At 36.5% G+C, this 19,324-nt stretch carries 17 protein-coding genes and 1 tRNA gene; 4 read left to right on the forward strand and 14 right to left on the reverse strand.

The window, feature by feature from the left end; translation table 11 throughout:
- Positions 1-57: 57 nt before the first annotated feature.
- On the reverse strand, positions 58-1,533 hold the full coding sequence (gene proS / locus ACKU4N_RS15660; RefSeq protein ID WP_321317928.1) for a proline--tRNA ligase: 1,476 nt from the start codon (positions 1,531-1,533) through the stop codon (positions 58-60).
- A 101-nt stretch (positions 1,534-1,634) separates the two neighbouring features.
- Here proS and ACKU4N_RS15665 point away from each other — a divergent pair, with 101 nt between their 5' ends.
- Together ACKU4N_RS15665 and ACKU4N_RS15670 are read left to right on the forward strand one after the other, a co-directional pair.
- Positions 1,635-3,155: a hypothetical protein gene (locus tag ACKU4N_RS15665; RefSeq protein WP_321317930.1), complete on the forward strand. Its 1,521-nt coding sequence runs from the start codon at positions 1,635-1,637 to the stop codon at positions 3,153-3,155.
- Between the two features lie 169 nt (positions 3,156-3,324).
- Positions 3,325-4,782 (forward strand): OmpP1/FadL family transporter, encoded by a 1,458-nt coding sequence (locus ACKU4N_RS15670; protein ID WP_321317932.1) that lies wholly within the window; start codon positions 3,325-3,327, stop codon positions 4,780-4,782.
- A 238-nt stretch (positions 4,783-5,020) separates the two neighbouring features.
- Here ACKU4N_RS15670 and ACKU4N_RS15675 read toward each other — a convergent pair whose 3' ends face one another.
- The 11 genes from ACKU4N_RS15675 to ACKU4N_RS15725 form a co-directional block, all read right to left on the reverse strand.
- Positions 5,021-6,571, reverse strand: coding sequence for an IS1182 family transposase (locus ACKU4N_RS15675; protein ID WP_156197454.1), 1,551 nt, complete (start codon positions 6,569-6,571; stop codon positions 5,021-5,023).
- A gap of 101 nt (positions 6,572-6,672) precedes the next feature.
- The gene (locus ACKU4N_RS15680; protein ID WP_321317934.1) at positions 6,673-7,947 is read right to left on the reverse strand and encodes a sulfate adenylyltransferase subunit CysN; all 1,275 of its coding nucleotides are present in this window, start codon (positions 7,945-7,947) and stop codon (positions 6,673-6,675) included.
- A gap of 57 nt (positions 7,948-8,004) precedes the next feature.
- Complete coding sequence (cysD, locus tag ACKU4N_RS15685; RefSeq protein ID WP_321317936.1) at positions 8,005-8,910, reverse strand: sulfate adenylyltransferase subunit CysD; 906 nt, start codon at positions 8,908-8,910, stop codon at positions 8,005-8,007.
- Between the two features lie 81 nt (positions 8,911-8,991).
- Positions 8,992-9,600 (reverse strand): adenylyl-sulfate kinase, encoded by a 609-nt coding sequence (cysC, locus tag ACKU4N_RS15690; RefSeq protein WP_321317938.1) that lies wholly within the window; start codon positions 9,598-9,600, stop codon positions 8,992-8,994.
- Positions 9,601-9,773: 173 nt separating this feature from the next.
- Positions 9,774-10,613: an enoyl-ACP reductase FabI gene (locus ACKU4N_RS15695; protein WP_321317940.1), complete on the reverse strand. Its 840-nt coding sequence runs from the start codon at positions 10,611-10,613 to the stop codon at positions 9,774-9,776.
- Positions 10,614-10,731: 118 nt separating this feature from the next.
- Positions 10,732-12,387, reverse strand: coding sequence for a DNA repair protein RecN (recN, locus tag ACKU4N_RS15700; RefSeq protein WP_321317942.1), 1,656 nt, complete (start codon positions 12,385-12,387; stop codon positions 10,732-10,734).
- Between the two features lie 58 nt (positions 12,388-12,445).
- A complete protein-coding gene (locus ACKU4N_RS15705; protein ID WP_321317944.1) occupies positions 12,446-13,351 on the reverse strand; it encodes a type IX secretion system protein PorD in 906 nt (301 codons plus the stop codon).
- A gap of 59 nt (positions 13,352-13,410) precedes the next feature.
- Complete coding sequence (locus ACKU4N_RS15710; protein ID WP_321317945.1) at positions 13,411-14,004, reverse strand: phosphopantothenoylcysteine decarboxylase domain-containing protein; 594 nt, start codon at positions 14,002-14,004, stop codon at positions 13,411-13,413.
- Positions 14,005-14,057: 53 nt separating this feature from the next.
- Positions 14,058-14,615: a flavoprotein gene (locus tag ACKU4N_RS15715; RefSeq protein WP_321317947.1), complete on the reverse strand. Its 558-nt coding sequence runs from the start codon at positions 14,613-14,615 to the stop codon at positions 14,058-14,060.
- 64 nt (positions 14,616-14,679) lie between these two features.
- On the reverse strand, positions 14,680-15,015 hold the full coding sequence (locus ACKU4N_RS15720) for a DNA-directed RNA polymerase subunit omega (RefSeq protein WP_321317949.1): 336 nt from the start codon (positions 15,013-15,015) through the stop codon (positions 14,680-14,682).
- Positions 15,016-15,038: 23 nt separating this feature from the next.
- Complete coding sequence (locus ACKU4N_RS15725) at positions 15,039-15,869, reverse strand: outer membrane protein assembly factor BamD (RefSeq protein ID WP_321317951.1); 831 nt, start codon at positions 15,867-15,869, stop codon at positions 15,039-15,041.
- A gap of 138 nt (positions 15,870-16,007) precedes the next feature.
- Here ACKU4N_RS15725 and ACKU4N_RS15730 point away from each other — a divergent pair, with 138 nt between their 5' ends.
- Positions 16,008-17,258, forward strand: a complete 1,251-nt coding sequence (locus ACKU4N_RS15730; protein ID WP_321317952.1) for an aminotransferase class I/II-fold pyridoxal phosphate-dependent enzyme — start codon at positions 16,008-16,010, stop codon at positions 17,256-17,258.
- Between the two features lie 113 nt (positions 17,259-17,371).
- Here ACKU4N_RS15730 and trxB read toward each other — a convergent pair whose 3' ends face one another.
- The gene (gene trxB / locus ACKU4N_RS15735) at positions 17,372-18,364 is read right to left on the reverse strand and encodes a thioredoxin-disulfide reductase (protein WP_321317954.1); all 993 of its coding nucleotides are present in this window, start codon (positions 18,362-18,364) and stop codon (positions 17,372-17,374) included.
- A gap of 180 nt (positions 18,365-18,544) precedes the next feature.
- Here trxB and ACKU4N_RS15740 point away from each other — a divergent pair.
- A tRNA-Pro gene (locus ACKU4N_RS15740) sits at positions 18,545-18,620 on the forward strand.
- Between the two features lie 316 nt (positions 18,621-18,936).
- Here ACKU4N_RS15740 and ACKU4N_RS15745 read toward each other — a convergent pair.
- Positions 18,937-19,323: a hypothetical protein gene (locus ACKU4N_RS15745; protein ID WP_321317956.1), complete on the reverse strand. Its 387-nt coding sequence runs from the start codon at positions 19,321-19,323 to the stop codon at positions 18,937-18,939.
- Between the last annotated feature and the right edge of the window lies 1 nt (position 19,324).

The raw sequence follows: 19,324 nt of genomic DNA on the forward strand, positions 1-19,324 counted from the left end.
AACAGTCATCAGATACCTGATGACTGTTTGATAATATTTACAATTAACTTTTCTTAATTAATAAGATTTTGCGAATACCACTCTTTGCTTTGAAGGTTTACCGGTTACCATACAAACCCCTTCTTCTCCATCTCCTTCGAAAGGAATACAGCGAATTGTTGCTTTAGTCTCCGTTTGAATTTTCTCTTCTGTTTCGGCTGTACCATCCCAGTGAGCAAGGAAAAATCCGGTTTTGCTTTCCAAAAGTTCCTTGAACTCTTCGTAAGTATCCACTTTAGTCGTTTTTTCTGTTCTAAAATCTAATGCTTTCTGGAAAATACTATTCTGAATTTCTTCCATTAAATTTTCAATCAAATCTTCTACACCTTCAATAGAAACTGTTTCTTTTGTTAGGGTATCACGACGGGCCAACTCGATGGTTCCATTCTCCAAATCGCGGGCACCAATTGCCAAACGAACAGGTACACCCTTTAATTCGTATTCAGCAAATTTCCATCCCGGCTTGCGATTATCGCTATCATCGAATTTAACTGAAATGCCTTTGGCTTTTAGTTTTGCAACAATAGGATTTATAGTTTCTGCAATTTTCTCCAACTCTTCAGCTTTGCGGTAAATAGGTACAATTACCACCTGAATAGGAGCCAGTTTTGGAGGCAAAACCAAACCATTATCATCGGAGTGAGCCATTACCAAAGCACCCATTAAACGAGTTGAAACCCCCCATGAAGTTGCCCAAACATAATCCTCTTTGCCTTCTTTGTTAGTAAATTTTACATCAAATGCTTTTGCAAAATTCTGTCCTAAAAAGTGAGATGTTCCTGCCTGAAGAGCTTTACCATCCTGCATTAAGGCTTCAATACAATAAGTATCCAATGCTCCTGCAAAACGCTCAGATTCTGTTTTATGTCCCTTTAACACGGGAACAGACATCCATTTCTCGGCAAATTCACCGTAAATATCAACCATTTGTTTGGTCTCGATCAATGCCTCTTCTTTAGTTGCATGTGCCGTATGGCCTTCTTGCCATAAAAATTCTGATGTACGCAAAAATAAACGGGTCCGCATTTCCCAACGCATAACATTCGCCCACTGATTACAAAGAATTGGTAAGTCGCGGTACGATTGAATCCAGTTTTTATAAGTACTCCAAATAATCGTTTCAGAAGTTGGCCGAATAATTAACTCTTCCTCCAACTTAGCATCCGGATCAACAATCACTCCTTTTCCGTTCGGATCATTTTTCAAACGGTAATGAGTTACCACTGCACATTCCTTTGCAAAACCTTCCACATGATCAGCTTCCTTACTCAAAAATGATTTAGGAATTAAAAGAGGAAAATATGCATTTTGATGACCTGTCTCCTTGAACATTCTATCCAATTGAGCCTGTATCTTTTCCCAAATAGCATAGCCATAAGGTTTAATAATCATACATCCCCTTACAGGAGAGTTTTCTGCTAAATCTGCCTTGATCACCAAGTCATTATACCATTGCGAATAATTTTCGCTTCTACTGGTTAAAACTTTTGCCATTATATATTGTTTTGGTATGGTATTTGCTACTTTTAGGGTAGTTATAATTCTTTACAAAAGTAAAAAATAATCTTAGATAATTCATTATTGGAGGACAAGCGATGAAAACCTATTTAAAAATTCTACTCGTTACAGCATTCTTTGCAGCCAGTTGCTCCCCATCTTATATGGGAACAGCGGTTTACGAAGATGATTTGTATTACAACCCAAATCAGGCTCCTTTATTAGTTCAAAAAGTTGAAGCCAATTCCCCTGCTGTTCAAAAGAGCAATTCTTTAGCTCCGGCAACAGCAACACAATCATCAACAAAAACCAATCCAAATATTGAATCGGAAGCTCTTGATGATCGTAATTTTGATGCATTACAACAAAAATACACCGAAATATTAAATGATGAGTCAATTGGTAGTGTTGACACAGTAATTTATGAAGGTGATTCAGGTTATTACTTAGGTGGATTTACTGGTTCGGAAAGGGATCAGGAAGAAGCTCAACGTTTACGGGAAATGTATCCTCAGGGATTTGGTTACTACGATAACAGCGGTTACAATACCGCGATGTGGCTGGCCGGAGATCCTGACTGGAATGTTTACGTAGATGGAAACAATGTATGGTGGACACCAACATGGACCAATTACCGCTTTTACAATGGCTATAACTATTCCACAATGAGATACGGCAATCTGTTTGCTTACAACTATCCATACGGATACTATGGCAATAATTCCTATTGGGGATTTAATTTGGGCTTTGGCGACAGTTGGTATTGGGATTTGAATTTCGGCTGGGGATTCTCAAATCATTATTACGGACATTACTATCCATACTATGGTTACTACGGACATCATGGATATTATGGTCACCACGGATACAATAATTATGCCTCTTCAACTTATGATGGAAAAAGAAGATCAAATAATTATAAAGCAGGAACTGTAACTAATACAAGTGCCTCCAGAAGAACAAACACAAATGCAACTTCGGCATCAACCAGAAGGTCAGCAGTTTCGAGCACAAAAACTGGTACTGTAAGCACAACCAGAAGATCAACAAGCTCTGCTGCCGATGATATCAGAAGAAGTAATGCTGCGGCCCGTTACAGCTCAGGCAATGGAAATTCTTATGGAACAAGAAGAACTGTATTAAATGGTACTTCAGGCAGAAGATCTACTTATGGAACTAATCCTGCAACAAGAACAGAGACTAATAGCAGAAGTAATTATTCCAACGGAAATACCAATCAAAATAGAAACAGTTATTCCAATACCCGTAGAAGTACATCACCAAGCTATAATAAGCCACAAACGAATACAAGACCTTCTTACAACCGATCTTCAAATTCTAACAATTCGAGTTATTCAAAATCGTCGACAAGATCGTCTTATTCTAAAGTGAACAGTAATTCGTCCAAATCAACTTACAGATCAGGTTCTTCAAGATCTAATTCCGGTTACAGCAACAGCGGAACCAGAAGATCATCAGGATCATCAGGATCATCGGTTCGTTCCTCGAGAAGCAGTTCCGGATCATCAGGAACTTCAACAAGATCATCAAGTGGAAGTTCCAGATCATCGAGCGGAAGTTCAAATTCCAGTAACTCAGGAAGTACCAGAAGGCGATAAAATATAATCACCGGAGTTTCGTTCTCCAAGCTCCGGTGATTATAAACAGAACCAACAAAAACGAATTTACGATCATCCTAAATCTGATATAACTTTTCAGCTTACTCTCTTAATTGAATGATTGCAATTTTTGATCAGAATAACACAAGACATTTTAAAAATCTTTTTTATGAAACGATATACTTTTTTGCTCATCTTGTCCCTAATAGCAGGAACTTCATATTCTCAGAGTGTAGATAATGCACTAAAATATTCGAGACAAGAATTTAACGGAACTGCGCGTTCAACCGCCATGGGTGGTGCTTTCGGTGCCTTAGGAGGCGACTTTTCAAGCCTAAGTATAAATCCTGCAGGTATCGGTGTTTACAGAAGTTCAGAATTTACATTTACTCCTTCCATTGAATATACTGAATCAAAAAACAATGGTTTTTCTGAGGATAAGTATAGTTTTACCATAGGGAATGTTGGCTATGTAGCTAGTTTTATTCCAAGAATAGCACCTGAAAAAGGATGGCAAAATTTCAACTTTGGGATTGGCTACAACCGAATTGCTAATTTCAATAGAGAAGGTTATTTATTCAATTTAAATTCAGGAACATCATTGCTTGATAAATGGGCCGAATTGGCCGCTGGCAATTCTCCAGACAATCTGTACTCTTTTGAAGAAAAACTTGCTTACGACACTTACCTAATCAATAATGATGATGATTTAAACTATCAATCGGTGCTCTTCGGAAATGATCGTATGGATCAGCAAAAAAGGGTTGACGAGAAAGGATACATTGGCGAATATGTAGTGTCTTTTGGTGCTAATTACGGACACAAATTGTACTTAGGAGCAACTGTTGGAATTCAAGACCTATACCACAAATCAACAACCTCTTATTCAGAATTTTCCCTTGCTGATAACATTACATCATTGAATGAATTTACTTTTAATGAATACATGACAACATCTGGTGTCGGTGTTAACTTTAAATTTGGAGCTATTTATAAAGTCACAAACAGTTTGAGATTAGGTGCAGCAATTCACACACCTACATTTTATAATCTTGACGAAACTTACGATACATCAGTAAGTTCAGAATTTGATCCAAATATTCCTGATGCATTTCCTGAAGACGGGGAAGCATATCATGCCTACGAGTCGGAGTTTGTATCAAGAACCAGTTATGATTTTGAAACTCCATTCAGAACAATCCTTAGTGCCGCTTATTTATTCGGACAAAAAGGCGTACTTAGTGTAGATTACGAAATGATTGACTACTCTAATGCCGAATTTAACGATAGTGACGCTGGAGATTTGATGAACGAAAATCAAGACATTGCAAACTCATACCGGTCAACTTCTAATTTAAGAATTGGTGCCGAATACCGACTTACACCTAACATAAGTATACGCGGAGGATACGCTAAAATTGGAGATCCTTACAAAAGTTTTATTGATGAAGGTTACAACACTTACTCTGCAGGTTTTGGAATTAAACAGAACAACTTCTTCTTTGATATGGCCTATCAATATAAAGAGTACGATGAAGATTTTGTTATCTACTCAGGCAGTAATGATATCATAAGCCTGAACAATACAAACCATCAGGTTCGAATGACCTTTGGATTCAAATTTTAAGAACACTGCGACTATATCTAAAAAGAGATTGCCAAGATAGCAATCTCTTTTTTATTGCAAAAAAAATGAGGATGTCTCATAACAAAGTAGACATCCTCTTTTTCATGATCTTTTGTTTTTTTGAGATTAAACTGCCTTATACTGCTTATTTGTTTTTGGAAGTCTTTTTTACCTCCAATATGCAAAACAGAGGTTTCATATAGAGGAAATAGGACTTCAAAAGAATTAAGAAAGGCCGTTAGGCCACTTTTCTACTATTCATTTTCTTAAGATTTATGGCTAGAGCCAATAATCCCATTTCGATTTCTACTTTTTCTTTGCCACGAAGTAAAAATCGTTTAAATCCTTTATTGTGTTTAAGGTTACCAAAAGCGGCCTCTACATCAACCGGTCTTTGACTCCTGTGCTTCAATCCTTCTTCTGAGGTTAAATGTTCTCGTGCTTTACTTCTTAATTCGTTGAGTCGGTGATTGATCTGAATCGTTCGATTACCTTTTGCTTTGTGACACATCCCCCTAAGTGGGCATCCGTTACAGTTTTGAGCTTGATAAACATGGATTGTCTTAAAATGACCGGCTTGGCTTTTTTCCTTTTTTATCTTCTTAAGATTCATTACTTGTCCCATTGGGCAGTAGTAAATATCCTGTTTAGAGTCGTAGAATAAATTGTTGGGGTGAAACTCGCAATAAGTTTTGGCTCCCTTCTTTTGTTCTTTATGAAAGTAATTGTATTTCACAAAAGAGGTTAATCCTTCCGCTTCAAGAAATTCATAATTCTCCTCAGACCCATAACCGGAATCTGCACATACGCTGTTTAGTTTGTCTGGATACAACTGTTGAACCTCTTTCATATGAGGTATAAAGGTTTTTGTATCGGTTGGATTATTATGGTTTGAATAATTTACAATGAATTGATTTTGTGTGCTAAACTGCAGGTTATATCCTGGTTTTAGCTGACCATTTTGCATATAGTCATCCTTCATTCGCATAAAGGTTGCATCCGGATCCGTTTTTGAATAACTATTTCGCTCTTCCAATATCTTTAGCTTTTGCTCGTTTTTTCGGAGATTATCAGCATAATTCTTCTTGGCATAGTTGAGTTGCCGGCGTTTCTTAGCATCCACTTTCTTATCCCTCAAGGCCTCATTAATTGTCTCAATGGTCTGCTCTATTTTTTCTGGATCAACATCACTTAAATCGGGCTTACTTACATTTGCTAAATCCGATTTGGCTACCTGCTCTGTATAATCCCAAAGTTCCCCCAACCGATCCTTCATGCGTTGGATATTCTTTTGAATGGCTTTACCCCAAACAAACGAAAACTTATTTGCATTGGCCTCGATCTTGGTGCCATCGACATATATGGTTTGTAGATCAATATGTCCGGAATCTACCAGTAACAGGACTACTTGACTGAACACTTCCTTTAAAACACCTTTTAATCGACTGCTTCTAAAGCGGGCAATCGTATTGTGATCTGGCTTTTGCATCCCTGACAACCACATGAAATGTACATTTTCTGATGCCGCCTGCTCTATTTTTCGAGAGGAATATACATTACACAAATAGGAATAAACTAATAACTTAAGCATCATTTTGGGATGATAGGCCTTTGCTCCCGTATAACTGTATTTTTCAAGGATACGATCTATCTGGACACCATCAATAATACTGCTGATGGTACGAACAGGGTGTTCAGATGATATGAAATCCGAGAGAGAAGGCGGAAAAAGAATCATCTGGTTTTGATGATAGGCTTTGAAATGAGATTTTTGAGGGACTAATTTCATATCTCTAAAATAAGAAATCAGTGATAAATATAAAAAACTATAAAACGAAAAAGAGACTATCTCATTTGAGACAGCCTCATTTACAATCCAATAATTGGATTTTATAAGATCATACCAGCAGCAACCGTTTCATTGGTTCCTTCATCAATAAGAATAAAACTTCCCGTTAAGCGGTTCTTTTTGTACGAATCGAAAAACAATGGTTTTGCAGCTTTAAAAGATACACATGCTATATCATTTAATCCTACCACTTTATCATCTGTTACTTCATCCAAAGTATCTACATTTACCTTAAATTTCACATCCAGAATCATACAACGGGTTTCGTTGGTAGTATGCTTAATTGTATATTTTCCACGGGGCATCATGGCCCGTTCGTTCATCCAGCAAAGCATTGCTTCAAATTCCTGACTTACATTCGGTACATTATTCGCATCAACAATCATATCCCCTCTTGAAATATCAATATTGTCACTTAATCGTAATGTTACTGATTGAGGAGTAAAAGCAACCTCTTGTTCCCCGCTAAAAGAATCAATTGCCTCAATAGTTGTTTCAATTCCCGAAGGCAAAATCCGAACCTTATCGCCAGGATGAAAAACCCCACTTGCGACCCTACCCGCATATCCACGGTAATCGTGAAACTCGTCAGATTGCGGACGGATTACATACTGCACAGGTAGTCTTGAGTCTCCATGATTACGATCATCAACAATTTTAATGTTTTCTAATAAATCCAACAATGGCGTACCAGAATACCAATCCATTTTCGTTGATGCATCAACCACATTATCACCCAATTTTGCCGAAATAGGAATAAAACGAACATCTTTAATATTCAATTTATCAACAACCATTTTCTGGTAATCGGCCTTAATTCTTTCGTAAGTTTCTTGAGAAAAATCAACCAGATCCATTTTATTGATACACACAATAATATGCGGTATTTGCAATAAGTTGGCTATGTATGAATGACGAAGCGTTTGTTCAATTACACCATTACGTGCATCAACCAAAATTAATGCAGCATTAGCGGTAGACGCACCGGTAACCATGTTGCGGGTATACTGAATGTGTCCCGGAGTATCGGCGATAATAAACTTTCGTTTCGGGGTTGCAAAGTAACGGTAGGCAACATCAATAGTAATTCCTTGTTCACGTTCGGCTCTTAAACCGTCGGTTAGTAAAGCAAGGTCGACTTCTTCATCGCCTCTTTTTTTACTGCTGATTTCGATAGCTTCCATTTGATCTTCGAAAATAGCTTTGCTATCATATAATAATCTTCCAATAAGGGTACTCTTACCGTCATCAACACTTCCTGCAGTGGTGAATCGTAAAAGCTCCATATCTAAATATCCTGCTGATTTTTCTGACATATCTGTATTTTTAGCTCTTAGCCGTTAGCTTCTAGCTTTTAGCCTCACATTCTATTTTTAAAAATATCCTTCTTTCTTACGATCTTCCATCGCAGCTTCCGACCTTCTATCATCAGCTCTTGTTCCACGCTCGGTTGTTCTTGTAGCTGCAACTTCTTCGATAATTTCCTCTAGAGTATCAGCTTTCGATTCAACAGCTCCTGTACATGTAGCATCTCCAATGGTTCGGAATCTAACAATTCTTTTCTCTGTCTTTTCGCCTGGCCGCATGGGTATGCAATCGCTTTTCGCTAAAAGCGTTCCATTTCTTTGAAAAACTTCACGTTCGTGAGAAAAATACAAATTAGGAATTTCAATATTTTCAAGGTAAATGTATTGCCACACATCCATTTCGGTCCAATTCGAAATAGGAAACACTCTAAAATGCTCTCCCATATTTTTCTTCCCGTTAAACAAATTCCACAATTCAGGACGCTGATTTTTTGGATCCCACTGACCAAACTCATCCCTATGAGAGAAAAAACGTTCTTTAGCTCTGGCTTTTTCCTCATCGCGACGACCACCGCCCATTGCACAATCTATCTTTAAATCCTCGATACCATCTAAAAGAGTAACTGTTTGCAACTTATTTCTACTAGCATTAAATCCAGTTTCTTCTGCAACTTTTCCCTGATCAATAGAATCCTGAACGTAACGCACAATGATACGAGTTCCTGTTTTCTCCATCAACATATCTCGAAACTCGATGGTTTCTGCAAAATTATGTCCTGTATCTATATGCATCATTGCAAATGGTACTTTCGCAGGTGCAAAAGCCTTACGAGCCAAATGAAACATGATAATAGAATCTTTTCCTCCGGAAAATAACATGACCGGATTTTCAAATTGAGCAGCAACTTCACGAATCACAAAAATAGATTCAGCCTCCAGTTCTCTTAAATGATTAATATTGTATTCCTTCATTCGAAAATATTTTATTTGCTTTCTAACAGACCATTTATTAAAATAGTCATATAAATAAAGTCTACTTGGTTTTCAATTTCACTAATTTCTTATTAACTGAGGTAAAATTGCATTCACAACTTTTTCTACCGACTCCTCAGGTGTCATTTCAGAGGTTTTGATTTCTAAAAACGGATTCTCAGGTGGCTCAAAAGGAGAATCAAGACCTGTAAAATTTTTAATTTCTCCATTTCTGGCTTTCTTATACAATCCTTTTACATCCCTCTCCTCACATACTTTATAAGATGCATTTACATACACCTCTAAAAAATCCTCTTCCCCAATTGTTTCCTTTGCAACATCCCTAATGTCAATAGTAGGACTCACAAAACAATTAATTGTAATGATACCACAATTCAAAAACAACTTAGACACCTCAGCAATACGTCTGATATTTTCAGTTCTGTCTTCTTCCGAGAAGCCTAAATTTTTATTTATTCCTGTCCGAATGTTATCTCCATCTAGAATTTGAGTCAAAAAACCTCTCTTCTGAAGTTCCTTTTCCAATCCAATAGCAATAGTGGTTTTACCTGATCCGGAAAGTCCAGTCATCCAAATAACCTTAGAATTTTGATTTAAAAACCCTTCTTTATCTTCCCTTCCTAAAATCCGATCAAACACAGGATGGATATTTGTTGCTTTTGTGGTCATCAACTATTTTTTGTTTTGCTATTTTTTTACGATTCTGATTTTTGAAAAGTAAGGGCAAATGTACATATTATCAGTAGATTTTAAAAATCTGAGCATTTTTCAATTCATGATTTTTCGCAAAAAAAAATCCGGATTTTTCAATCCAGATTCAAAAGATAATATTTAGCTTTTTATTATTCTTTACAATCACAAGGATCAAAACTCTTATTGTATTGGCTCATAGCTCTATAACTCATGCCCATACTTGAAAAACCTCCATCGTGAAATAAATTCTGCATGGTAACTTTCTTCGTTAAATCAGAGAACAAAGTGATACAATAATTAGCACATTCTTCAGCTGTAGCATTCCCTAAAGGTGACATTCGCTCCGAAAAATCAATCAAAGAATTGAATCCTTTAACTCCGCTACCAGCAGTAGTCATTGTTGGTGATTGAGAAATGGTATTGATACGAACACTTTTTTCGCGTCCGTAAATATATCCAAAACTTCTGGCGATCGATTCCAGCATCGATTTAGCATCAGCCATATCGTTGTATTCGTACATTGTTCTTTGTGCCGCTGCATAAGATAGAGCAACTACAGATCCCCACTCAGCGATTGCATCAAGTTTTTTAGCTGTTTGCAGCACTTTGTGAAATGAAATAGCCGAAATATCCAATGTTTTTTTCAAGTACTCGTAATTCAATTCATCGTAAGCAAGTCCTTTTCGAACATTTGGCGACATACCGATTGAGTGAAGAACGAAATCAATTTTACCACCCAAAATCTCCATCGATTTTGTAAACAACACTTCCAAATCCTCAGGACTGGTAGCATCAGCAGGAATTACCTGAGCATTACATTTTTTAGCCAATTCATCAATTGTACCCATTCGGATGGAAACAAGAGTATTTGTTAAAACAATCTCAGCTCCTTCTGCCACGGCTAGTTCTGCAACTTTCCATGCAATAGACATTTCATTCAAGGCACCAAAAACAATCCCTTTTTTCCCTTTTAATAAATTATACGACATACTTTGTAATTATCATTTTTTTCAGCTTCAAAGATAACACATTAAATTAAGAATGATCCTAAATAAGCTCATTAATTAAGACTGAATAAATTCTTTAATTCGATCACCCACATAATAATCAATTAGATAACAGTACCTTAGCATTCTCCAAAGCTGCCTGTGTGAGGTCTGCTCCACTTAGCATTTTAGCAAGCTCTTCTATTCTGCTTTGTTGGTCGAGAAGTACAATATTTGAATAGGTTTCCAACTCATCATCTGCCTTATAAACCTTATAATGATTTTTACCTTTCCCTGCTATCTGAGGAAGATGAGTGATACTGATTACCTGAATATTTTCTGCCATTTTATTCATCATAGTTCCCATTTTAGCTGCAATTTCACCGGAAACTCCCGTATCAATTTCATCAAAAACGATGGATGGCAATGCGGTTGATGATGAGATTAAATACTTGATACTCAACATCAGACGAGACAACTCTCCCCCTGAAGCAACCCTTTGCACTTCCTCTATCTGACCATTCTTATTCGCACTAAACAGAAAGCTTAAATAATCACGTCCCAAATACTGAAAATCTTCTTTAATCTGTGTCGAAATCTTAAAATTTGCATTGGGAATTCCGAGCTGAACAAGCTGGGAAACTATTGTTTTCTCGATAGCAGGAATCACCTTTACCCTACTATCTGTAAGCTTTTCAGCTGATTTAAGAACCAATTCCTCCTGCGTTTTCAATTGCTTCTTCAAATCTTCAATGAAATCATCACCAGAAACAATTTTATCCACTTTTTGTATCAATTCTTCCCGGATTTGAATTAATTCTTCAACAGAATTTACATGATGCTTCTGCTGTAAGGAATAAACAGCATCTAATTTCTGATTTAAAAATTCAATTCGTGAAGGATCCAATTCAACAGATTCATTACTTCGATCTAATTCCTGTGCCAGATCATTCAATTCTATATATGCACTCTCCAATCGCTCAAAGAAACTTTCAGCATCTGAAAATACGTTTTTGATTTGAGCAATTGCGTTCCGTGCCTCTTTCAGCTGTATAACAATCGGAAATTCACCTTCCGACAAATTTTCATACGCTTTAACCAAACCCGACTTAATTTCCTCGGCATGAGTCAGAGTTTCCAACTCAGCTTCCATTTCAACCTGTTCCCCGGCGACTAACTTTGCATCGAGCAATTGCTCCAATTGAAACTGAAAATAATCCAAATCAGCTTTTTCCTTAGCGGCTAATTCTTCCTGTTTACGAAGCTCCTGTTTTAGCTTTTGAAATTTATCAAAACACTCCTGATACTTTTTTAAGATCTCCGAATTGCCTGCATAAGTATCTACAATGCCTACCTGATATTCGAAACTTCCAATCACTAAATTCTGATTTTGGCTGTGCACATCAATCAGGCGAAAACCTAACTCTTTTAAAATTTTTACACTTACAGGAGAATCGTTCACAAAAGCCCGGCTCTTGCCATTAGGAAGAATTTCTCTTCGCAGCAGAGTTTCCTTTTCGTAATCCAATTCATTGTCGGCAAAAAACTTCTCCAATTGATATCTTTCAATTGAAAATGAACTTTCAATTATGCACTTTTGTTCTTTATCCTTAAGCACATTCACCTCCGCTCTTTGACCTAAAACTAAGGACAAGGCTCCTAAAAGTATTGACTTACCAGAACCTGTTTCTCCCGTTATTACTGAGAAACCATCTGAAAATTCAATATCCAGCTTTGTAATTAAAGCATAATTCTGAATTGATATGGATTGAAGCATAGGAATCTAAAAAATGATCATGGTAACTCGGCAAAACAAACTTATTCCTAAAATAGAATTACTTCTCTTTTTGCCCTATTATTTTATTATATTTTGAAATATTGGCAGGATCTATTTCGCTGAGGATATTAAAAACTCTTTTCTTTTCATCCGTGAAAGATTCTGAAAAAATATTCACCAACTCATCTGCTTTTGCATCAAAAAATATTTGAAGAATAAATGATCCTGGTTTTGCTCTATATGCTTTCTGAAGCAAACGCAAACTTTCGGCTATTTCGGCTCTGGATTCAGTTAAACGCTCTGCCATATTATCCAAGCCCAAACGATGATAACGATATAAACACTCGCGAACAGGACTATATGCATTGTTTAATATATTCTCGACTAACCAATATCTGTTTTTTCTACTTTCAAAAGCCTTCCAGCCTTTTACATTTGAATTTTGCATCTTATTTACAATCTCCTCGGCTTTTGCGTAGTAAACACTCCCACCATCCATAGAATAGGTGTCGTAATCCAAACCTAAAACAATATAAGCATAGTACGACAACAATGCAGTTAAACTGGAAGGCGTAGTTGCCTCGTTAAACTCCAACGCTTCATACTCTACATACTTAAACTGTACATCATCATCTTTAAAATTTAGCAATACACTATTATAAGATGAATTGTATACTGGTCGGCTAACCTGAACCTGAACAGTTCCTTTGAACTCATCAGCCGATATTTGATTGGTCAAATTAATTAGAATTGTACATTCTATTCTCTCATCGTAACTATAAACATGATCTGTCCATCTGGTGGTATTCATAAACTCGTAAACCGAAGTCTGAAGTGTTCTAAATACCTGCTTATTGGTTCCCTGAATTTGCTGACTCACAACCTGAACATTGCACCTTAACTCCTGAGAAAACAAAGGAATAGAGATGATAAAAGAAAATAGCAATACAATGAGTTTTCGCATAATTGGATTTCAAAAGTTAACAGCTAAAGTTAAAAATTTAAACGGAAGTGAACCAATATTTATTCTTCATAATATGCAATCAATTCATTAACGATATCTTTTGCCACCTCTGATTTGCTTTTCAACTCGTAGTTTTTGCACTCTCCGCTCTTATTGATTACCGTTATCTTATTGGTATCATGTTGAAATCCGGCTCCTTTATCATTCAAAGAATTAAGAACAATAAAGTCTAAATTTTTCTTCTCCAATTTCAATTTGGCATTGGTTTCTTCATCATTTGTTTCCAATGCAAAACCGACCAAAAACTGTTCTGTTGTTTTAATGGCACCCAAAGATGCTGCAATATCCTTTGTGGGAGTAAGCTCTATGATATAATTTTCCTTTCCTCGCTTCACCTTTGTATTTTCGGGTGTAAGAGGTGTAAAATCGGCCACTGCTGCAGTCATAATTCCCCCATCGCAAGATGGAAATGCCTTTAGTGATGCCTCGTACATTTCCTGAGCAGAAACAACATCAATACGTTTAATATTTGGATTTTGAGTACTTAAAGAGGTGGGACCACTTACCAAAACTACCTGAGCTCCCTGAGAAGCTAATTCTTCGGCTATTGAAAAGCCCATTTTTCCGGATGAGAAATTGCCAATAAAACGCACAGGATCAATTTTTTCGTAGGTTGGTCCTGTGGTAATTAAAATCTTCTTACTGCTTAGTTTTTTTTTTTAGATTCAAAGAACTCAATAATTTTCTGAACAATAATCTCCGGTTCTTCCATCCTCCCCTTTCCGTAGAGTCCACTAGCCAGCTCACCACTCGAAGGTTCAATAAACAGATCTCCATAAGATCTTAAAATTTCCATATTTCGCAATGTGGCAGGATGCTTAAACATATCCAAATCCATTGCAGGAGTATGAATAACCGGACATTTAGCTGAAAGATAGGTTGTTAAAAGTAAATTGTCACAAATACCATTGGCCATTTTAGCCATTGTATTGGCTGTTGTTGGTGCAATAATCAATAAATCTGCCCAAATACCAAGATCTACATGACTATTCCATGATCCATCATCATGTTTAAAGAAATCTGATAATACGGTATTTTTGGATAAGGTAGCCATGGTTACCGGAGAAATAAACTCCTTTGCATAGGTAGTCATGATCACTTTTACATTTGCTCCTTCTTTCACTAATAAACGCACTAAAGAAGCCGCTTTATAAGCCGCAATACTTGCAGTAACTCCAAGAATAATGTTTTTATCTTTTAACATAAACCATATTTAAAAATAAAAAGTTCCCTTTTACAACAAAGGGAACGATTAAACTATTTTGTAATTAATCTTCTGCTTGTACCTCTTTTGCAGGATTTCTGTAGTAGATTTCTCCGCTAATAAATTCCTCAACTGCGATTAATGATGGCTTTGGCAATCTCTCGTAATACTTAGAGATTTCAATTTGCTCCCGATTTTCAAAAACCTCTTCCAAGTTATCTGTATAAGATGCAAACTCCTGCAACTTCTTATTCAGTTCACTTTTCAGTTCAACAGCAATCTGATTAGAACGTTTTGCCATAATCACTACAGATTCGTAAACATTACCCACTTCTTCACTTAACTCAGTCATGTTACGGGTAATTGTAGAACTTGCTGCATTTGTTTTCTTGTAATCCATACTATAAAAGAATTAGATCTATTTTAAATATTCGTATTAAACTTACTCAAGTAGGCCTCTATACCTTCAATCATTTTTTCAGTACGTTTTTGGTACTTACTTTCAGGGAATTCGTCTACAAAAGAATAATATTCTTCTTTTGCGAGATTATATCTTTCTCTTTTTTTGCCTTCAACACTTAACAATGCCAATTCGAACCGGGATTCCAAAAGCATAAACATTAAATCTTCACGATATGATGAGCCGGGATAATCTTTGATGCCATTTTGCAAAGAAACAATTGCAGCAGGAAAATGCCCTCTGTCGTAATAATTCTTTGCACTCAAGAATGATTTATATACCAACTTATCCTGCATTTCATCAATATAATCGTTGCATTTTGGAATTCGGGTAGAATTCGGATAGCGATTAATGTATAATTGAAAAGCATCAATAGCATCTTTTGTTGATGTCTGATCCAATCTTGGTTTTGGTGACTCCAAATAGTAGCAATATGCACTCATATACAAACTCTCTTCTGAATACGGACTATCCGGAAATGTTTTCAGGAAATTCCTGAAGAAATATCCTGCAGAAATATAATCTCCCGAACCATACGAACAATAGGAAATATAATAGCTAATTGTTTCCGCCTTACTTGTTCCCCGATAAATAGGTAACAACTCCTCGAAAAGAGTTGACGCTTTTACATATTCTTCCGCATTATAGTATTCAACAGCCTTCTTATATTTCAAAGGATTATCGTTACTCTTAAGAAGTTTTTGATACTCACTGCATCCACCTAAAACAAAGGCGAACAGTAAAAAAAGATAAACAATTTTTCTCATAGGTATAGCTACTCTATTTTTTTGCATTTTGCAAAGATATAGTTTTCAAGCGAAATATAGGATACTTTCTACTCATATTATACAATTCTTTATAATTTATTGCTAAAATTCTAAAAAAGATTACTTTTGCACAATTACAATGAAATAAATCAAAAAGCATATATCGTGGATATTTTTGACAAAATTAAAACACAAAAGGGGAATATCGGGCAGTACGCGAAGCAGGCTCATGGCTATTTTGCTTTCCCAAAACTAGAAGGAGAAATCGGATCTAGAATGAAATTTCGTGGAAAAGAAGTTTTGACATGGAGTTTGAATAACTATATCGGATTGGCAAATCACCCTGAAGTGAGAAAAGAAGATGCTGAAGCATCTGCAAGATGGGGATTAGCATATCCAATGGGTGCTCGTATGATGTCAGGACAAACCAGTCGTCACGAGGAATTAGAAGCTCAACTAGCTGAATTTGTTGGGAAACCAGACGCATTTCTTTTGAATTTTGGTTACCAGGGTATGGTTTCTATCATTGATGCAATGGTTGGTCGTCATGATGTGATTGTTTATGATTCTGAATCACATGCATGTATCATGGATGGATTGAGACTTCATGTTGGAAAACGCTTCGTTTATCCGCATAACGATATGGACAATCTTCGTAAAGAATTAGAGAGAGCTACCAAATGGACTGAAAAAACAGGTGGTGGAATTCTTGTAATTACTGAAGGTGTGTTTGGAATGGCTGGTGACCTTGGTAAATTAGATGAAATTTGTGCTCTTAAGGATGATTTCAATTTCCGTTTACTTGTTGACGATGCTCATGGTTTTGGTGTAATGGGAAAAACCGGTGCTGGTACTATTGAGCATTTCGGTGTTGAAGATAAAGTAGATTTACATTTCAGTACTTTCGCAAAAGCAATGGCCGGTATCGGTGCTTTTATCGCCTGCAGCGAAGAAGTTGGTACTTACCTAAGATACACAATGAGATCTCAAATTTTTGCGAAATCATTGCCAATGCCTATCGTGGAAGGATCTATTAAGCGTTTGGAGTTGTTGAAAAACTCTCCTGAATTGCGTGAGAAACTTTGGAACGTAACCAATGCTCTACAAACTGGTTTAACTAAAGCAGGATTAAACATTGGTGTAACAGAGTCTCCTGTAACACCAGTTTATTTATCAGGTAGTGTGGCTGAAGGAACTCAGGTAACTATGGATTTAAGAGAAAATTACAATATTTTCTGTTCTATAGTTGTTTACCCTGTAATTCCCAAAGGACAATTACTGCTTAGATTGATTCCTACTGCTATGCACACCTTAGAAGATGTTGAATACACTGTTAATGCATTTAAAGAGGTTGCTAAGAAATTGAACGAAGGCAAATACAGCAACGAGAAATTTGCTGATATTTTCAATCAATAGTATTCTAAACAATACAATACAAACGACATTCTTTCGAATGTCGTTTTTTTACGCAAAAAAAATTACCCGACCAGCAAGTAGTCGGGCAATTTAATTAGGTATAGAATTTTTTCTTACTCCCTTTCGGAAAGGAATCTTTCAGCATCCATAGCTGCCATACAACCAGAGCCCGCCGAAGTAATTGCCTGACGGTAATGAGGATCTTTTAGATCACCCGCAGCAAACACTCCAGGGACATTTGTTTTAGTCGAATCCGGCTCAGTTAACACATAACCTTGCTCATCAGTTTTTAAATACTTACTAAATATCTTTGAATTAGGTGTGTGTCCGATTGCGACAAAATAACCATCTATTTTGATGTCTACTTCAGTCTCATCGGCCTCTCCCATTCGCTTTATCAACTTAGCCCCCTGCACTACACCGTCACCATAAAGCTCTTTGGTGTTGTGCTCATAAAGAACTTCAATATTTTCTGTTCGTGCAACACGATCCTGCATTGCTTTGGAAGCACGTAAAAAAGGCTTACGTACAATCAAATATACTTTTCTGGCTAATCCTGCCAAATAAGTTGCTTCCTCGGCAGCGGTATCGCCGCCACCTACTACTGCTACATCCATTCCACGGTAGAAGAAACCATCGCAGGTTGCACAAGCGGAAACTCCCGAGCCCATGTATTTTTCTTCGGTTGGAAAACCTAAATATTTAGCAGTAGCACCTGTTGCTAAAATAACTGTCTCTGCCATAATAATTTTCTTCCCATCAACAATTACCTTGTGAGGATAAGAAGAAAAATCTACTTCCGTTACCAGTCCCCAACGACAATCTGTACCAAATCTCTCTGCTTGTTTTTTTAAGTCAGCCATCATAGCTGGTCCAGTAACACCATCAGCATATCCAGGGAAATTGTCTACTTCTGTTGTTGTTGTCAATTGTCCTCCGGGTTGCAAACCTTCAATTAAAACAGGGTTTAAATTTGCTCTTGCGGCGTAAATTGCTGCAGTATATCCGGCAGGTCCAGATCCAACAATCAGACATTTTACATTTTCCACATCCCCTTCAGGTGTAGAAGGATTGGTATCCTTCAGATTCATTGACTTAAATTCCATATATATTAATTATTCTGTTTCTAAATAAGTTTTCGAGTAGCAAATCTACAAAATATCTAGATAACTACAAGTGTGTTTATTCATAGAAAAAGTAGATGCCACCATCAATTAACTCGAATCTTTCAACGCAATTCTTTTTGACAATTCTTAGACATAAACTATATTTGTTGCCTACAATATCGGGGCGTAGCTCAGCCAGGTTTAGAGTACACGTCTGGGGGGCGTGGGGTCGGAAGTTCGAATCTTCTCGCCCCGACAATGTAAGATTAATGATTATAAAGCGGTTACACTCCCAGTAACCGCTTTTATTTTGGCTTATTTTCTCTTACATATTGCGGTTTAAGATGCTTTTTGCAGCTTTAAAAGTATAAAAACACGACAAAAACGAGACAATAATACAACCTGAAATGGCTACTTCAAGATACTGGACAACCGAAAAGACAAGAAAAATGGCACTTATCCAATAAAACTCACTATTGAATATTTTGGTGTAATTAGGTTCTTACTTAAATTGCAGAATATACTTCCTTTAAAAACTCCATATAAAACACTTAAAAAGAGCTGTCAGCGTTTTATTCATGACCAATTCTGTTCTTCAATAAAATTATACCAAACGAAATCCACAATACAGTTTCAAAACCAATGGCTATAAAAATTGAAGAATTTACAGATCCTCGAATAAACTCATAACTGCCCATAAAAGCCAATCCAAATAAAGTAATACCTGTTGCGATACAAATAATTTGTCTTGCTTTTGAAGGAGTTAAATTTCTTGATGCAAACATCAATATTGATATTCCTAACATAAACATTGCGGCCCTTTTTGCAAGAACAGATGCCGTTTCTGATGGTTGCAGTCCCATGCCGGAAACAAAAGAATCAGACATAAAAACAAGCTGAATTGTCAAATAAATGAATAATACAGATGTTGTGACACTTACAATTTTATAAAAGTTCATA

Source organism: Labilibaculum sp. (genome assembly GCF_963664555.1).
Taxonomy (GTDB): Bacteria; Bacteroidota; Bacteroidia; order Bacteroidales; family Marinifilaceae; genus Labilibaculum.

Bases quoted from the DNA above. Each gene is read 5' to 3' on its own strand.
- proS (WP_321317928.1), bottom strand. From the start codon at position 1,533: ATGGCAAAAGTTTTAACCAGTAGAAGCGAAAATTATTCGCAATGGTAT.
- ACKU4N_RS15665 (WP_321317930.1), top strand. From the start codon at position 1,635: ATGAAAACCTATTTAAAAATTCTACTCGTTACAGCATTCTTTGCAGCC.
- ACKU4N_RS15670 (WP_321317932.1), top strand. From the start codon at position 3,325: ATGAAACGATATACTTTTTTGCTCATCTTGTCCCTAATAGCAGGAACT.
- ACKU4N_RS15675 (WP_156197454.1), bottom strand. From the start codon at position 6,571: ATGAAATTAGTCCCTCAAAAATCTCATTTCAAAGCCTATCATCAAAAC.
- ACKU4N_RS15680 (WP_321317934.1), bottom strand. From the start codon at position 7,947: ATGTCAGAAAAATCAGCAGGATATTTAGATATGGAGCTTTTACGATTC.
- cysD (WP_321317936.1), bottom strand. From the start codon at position 8,910: ATGAAGGAATACAATATTAATCATTTAAGAGAACTGGAGGCTGAATCT.
- cysC (WP_321317938.1), bottom strand. From the start codon at position 9,600: ATGACCACAAAAGCAACAAATATCCATCCTGTGTTTGATCGGATTTTA.
- ACKU4N_RS15695 (WP_321317940.1), bottom strand. From the start codon at position 10,613: ATGTCGTATAATTTATTAAAAGGGAAAAAAGGGATTGTTTTTGGTGCC.
- recN (WP_321317942.1), bottom strand. From the start codon at position 12,387: ATGCTTCAATCCATATCAATTCAGAATTATGCTTTAATTACAAAGCTG.
- ACKU4N_RS15705 (WP_321317944.1), bottom strand. From the start codon at position 13,351: ATGCGAAAACTCATTGTATTGCTATTTTCTTTTATCATCTCTATTCCT.
- ACKU4N_RS15715 (WP_321317947.1), bottom strand. From the start codon at position 14,615: ATGTTAAAAGATAAAAACATTATTCTTGGAGTTACTGCAAGTATTGCG.
- ACKU4N_RS15720 (WP_321317949.1), bottom strand. From the start codon at position 15,015: ATGGATTACAAGAAAACAAATGCAGCAAGTTCTACAATTACCCGTAAC.
- ACKU4N_RS15725 (WP_321317951.1), bottom strand. From the start codon at position 15,869: ATGCAAAAAAATAGAGTAGCTATACCTATGAGAAAAATTGTTTATCTT.
- trxB (WP_321317954.1), bottom strand. From the start codon at position 18,364: ATGGAATTTAAGTCAATGAATCTGAAGGATACCAATCCTTCTACACCT.
- ACKU4N_RS15745 (WP_321317956.1), bottom strand. From the start codon at position 19,323: ATGAACTTTTATAAAATTGTAAGTGTCACAACATCTGTATTATTCATT.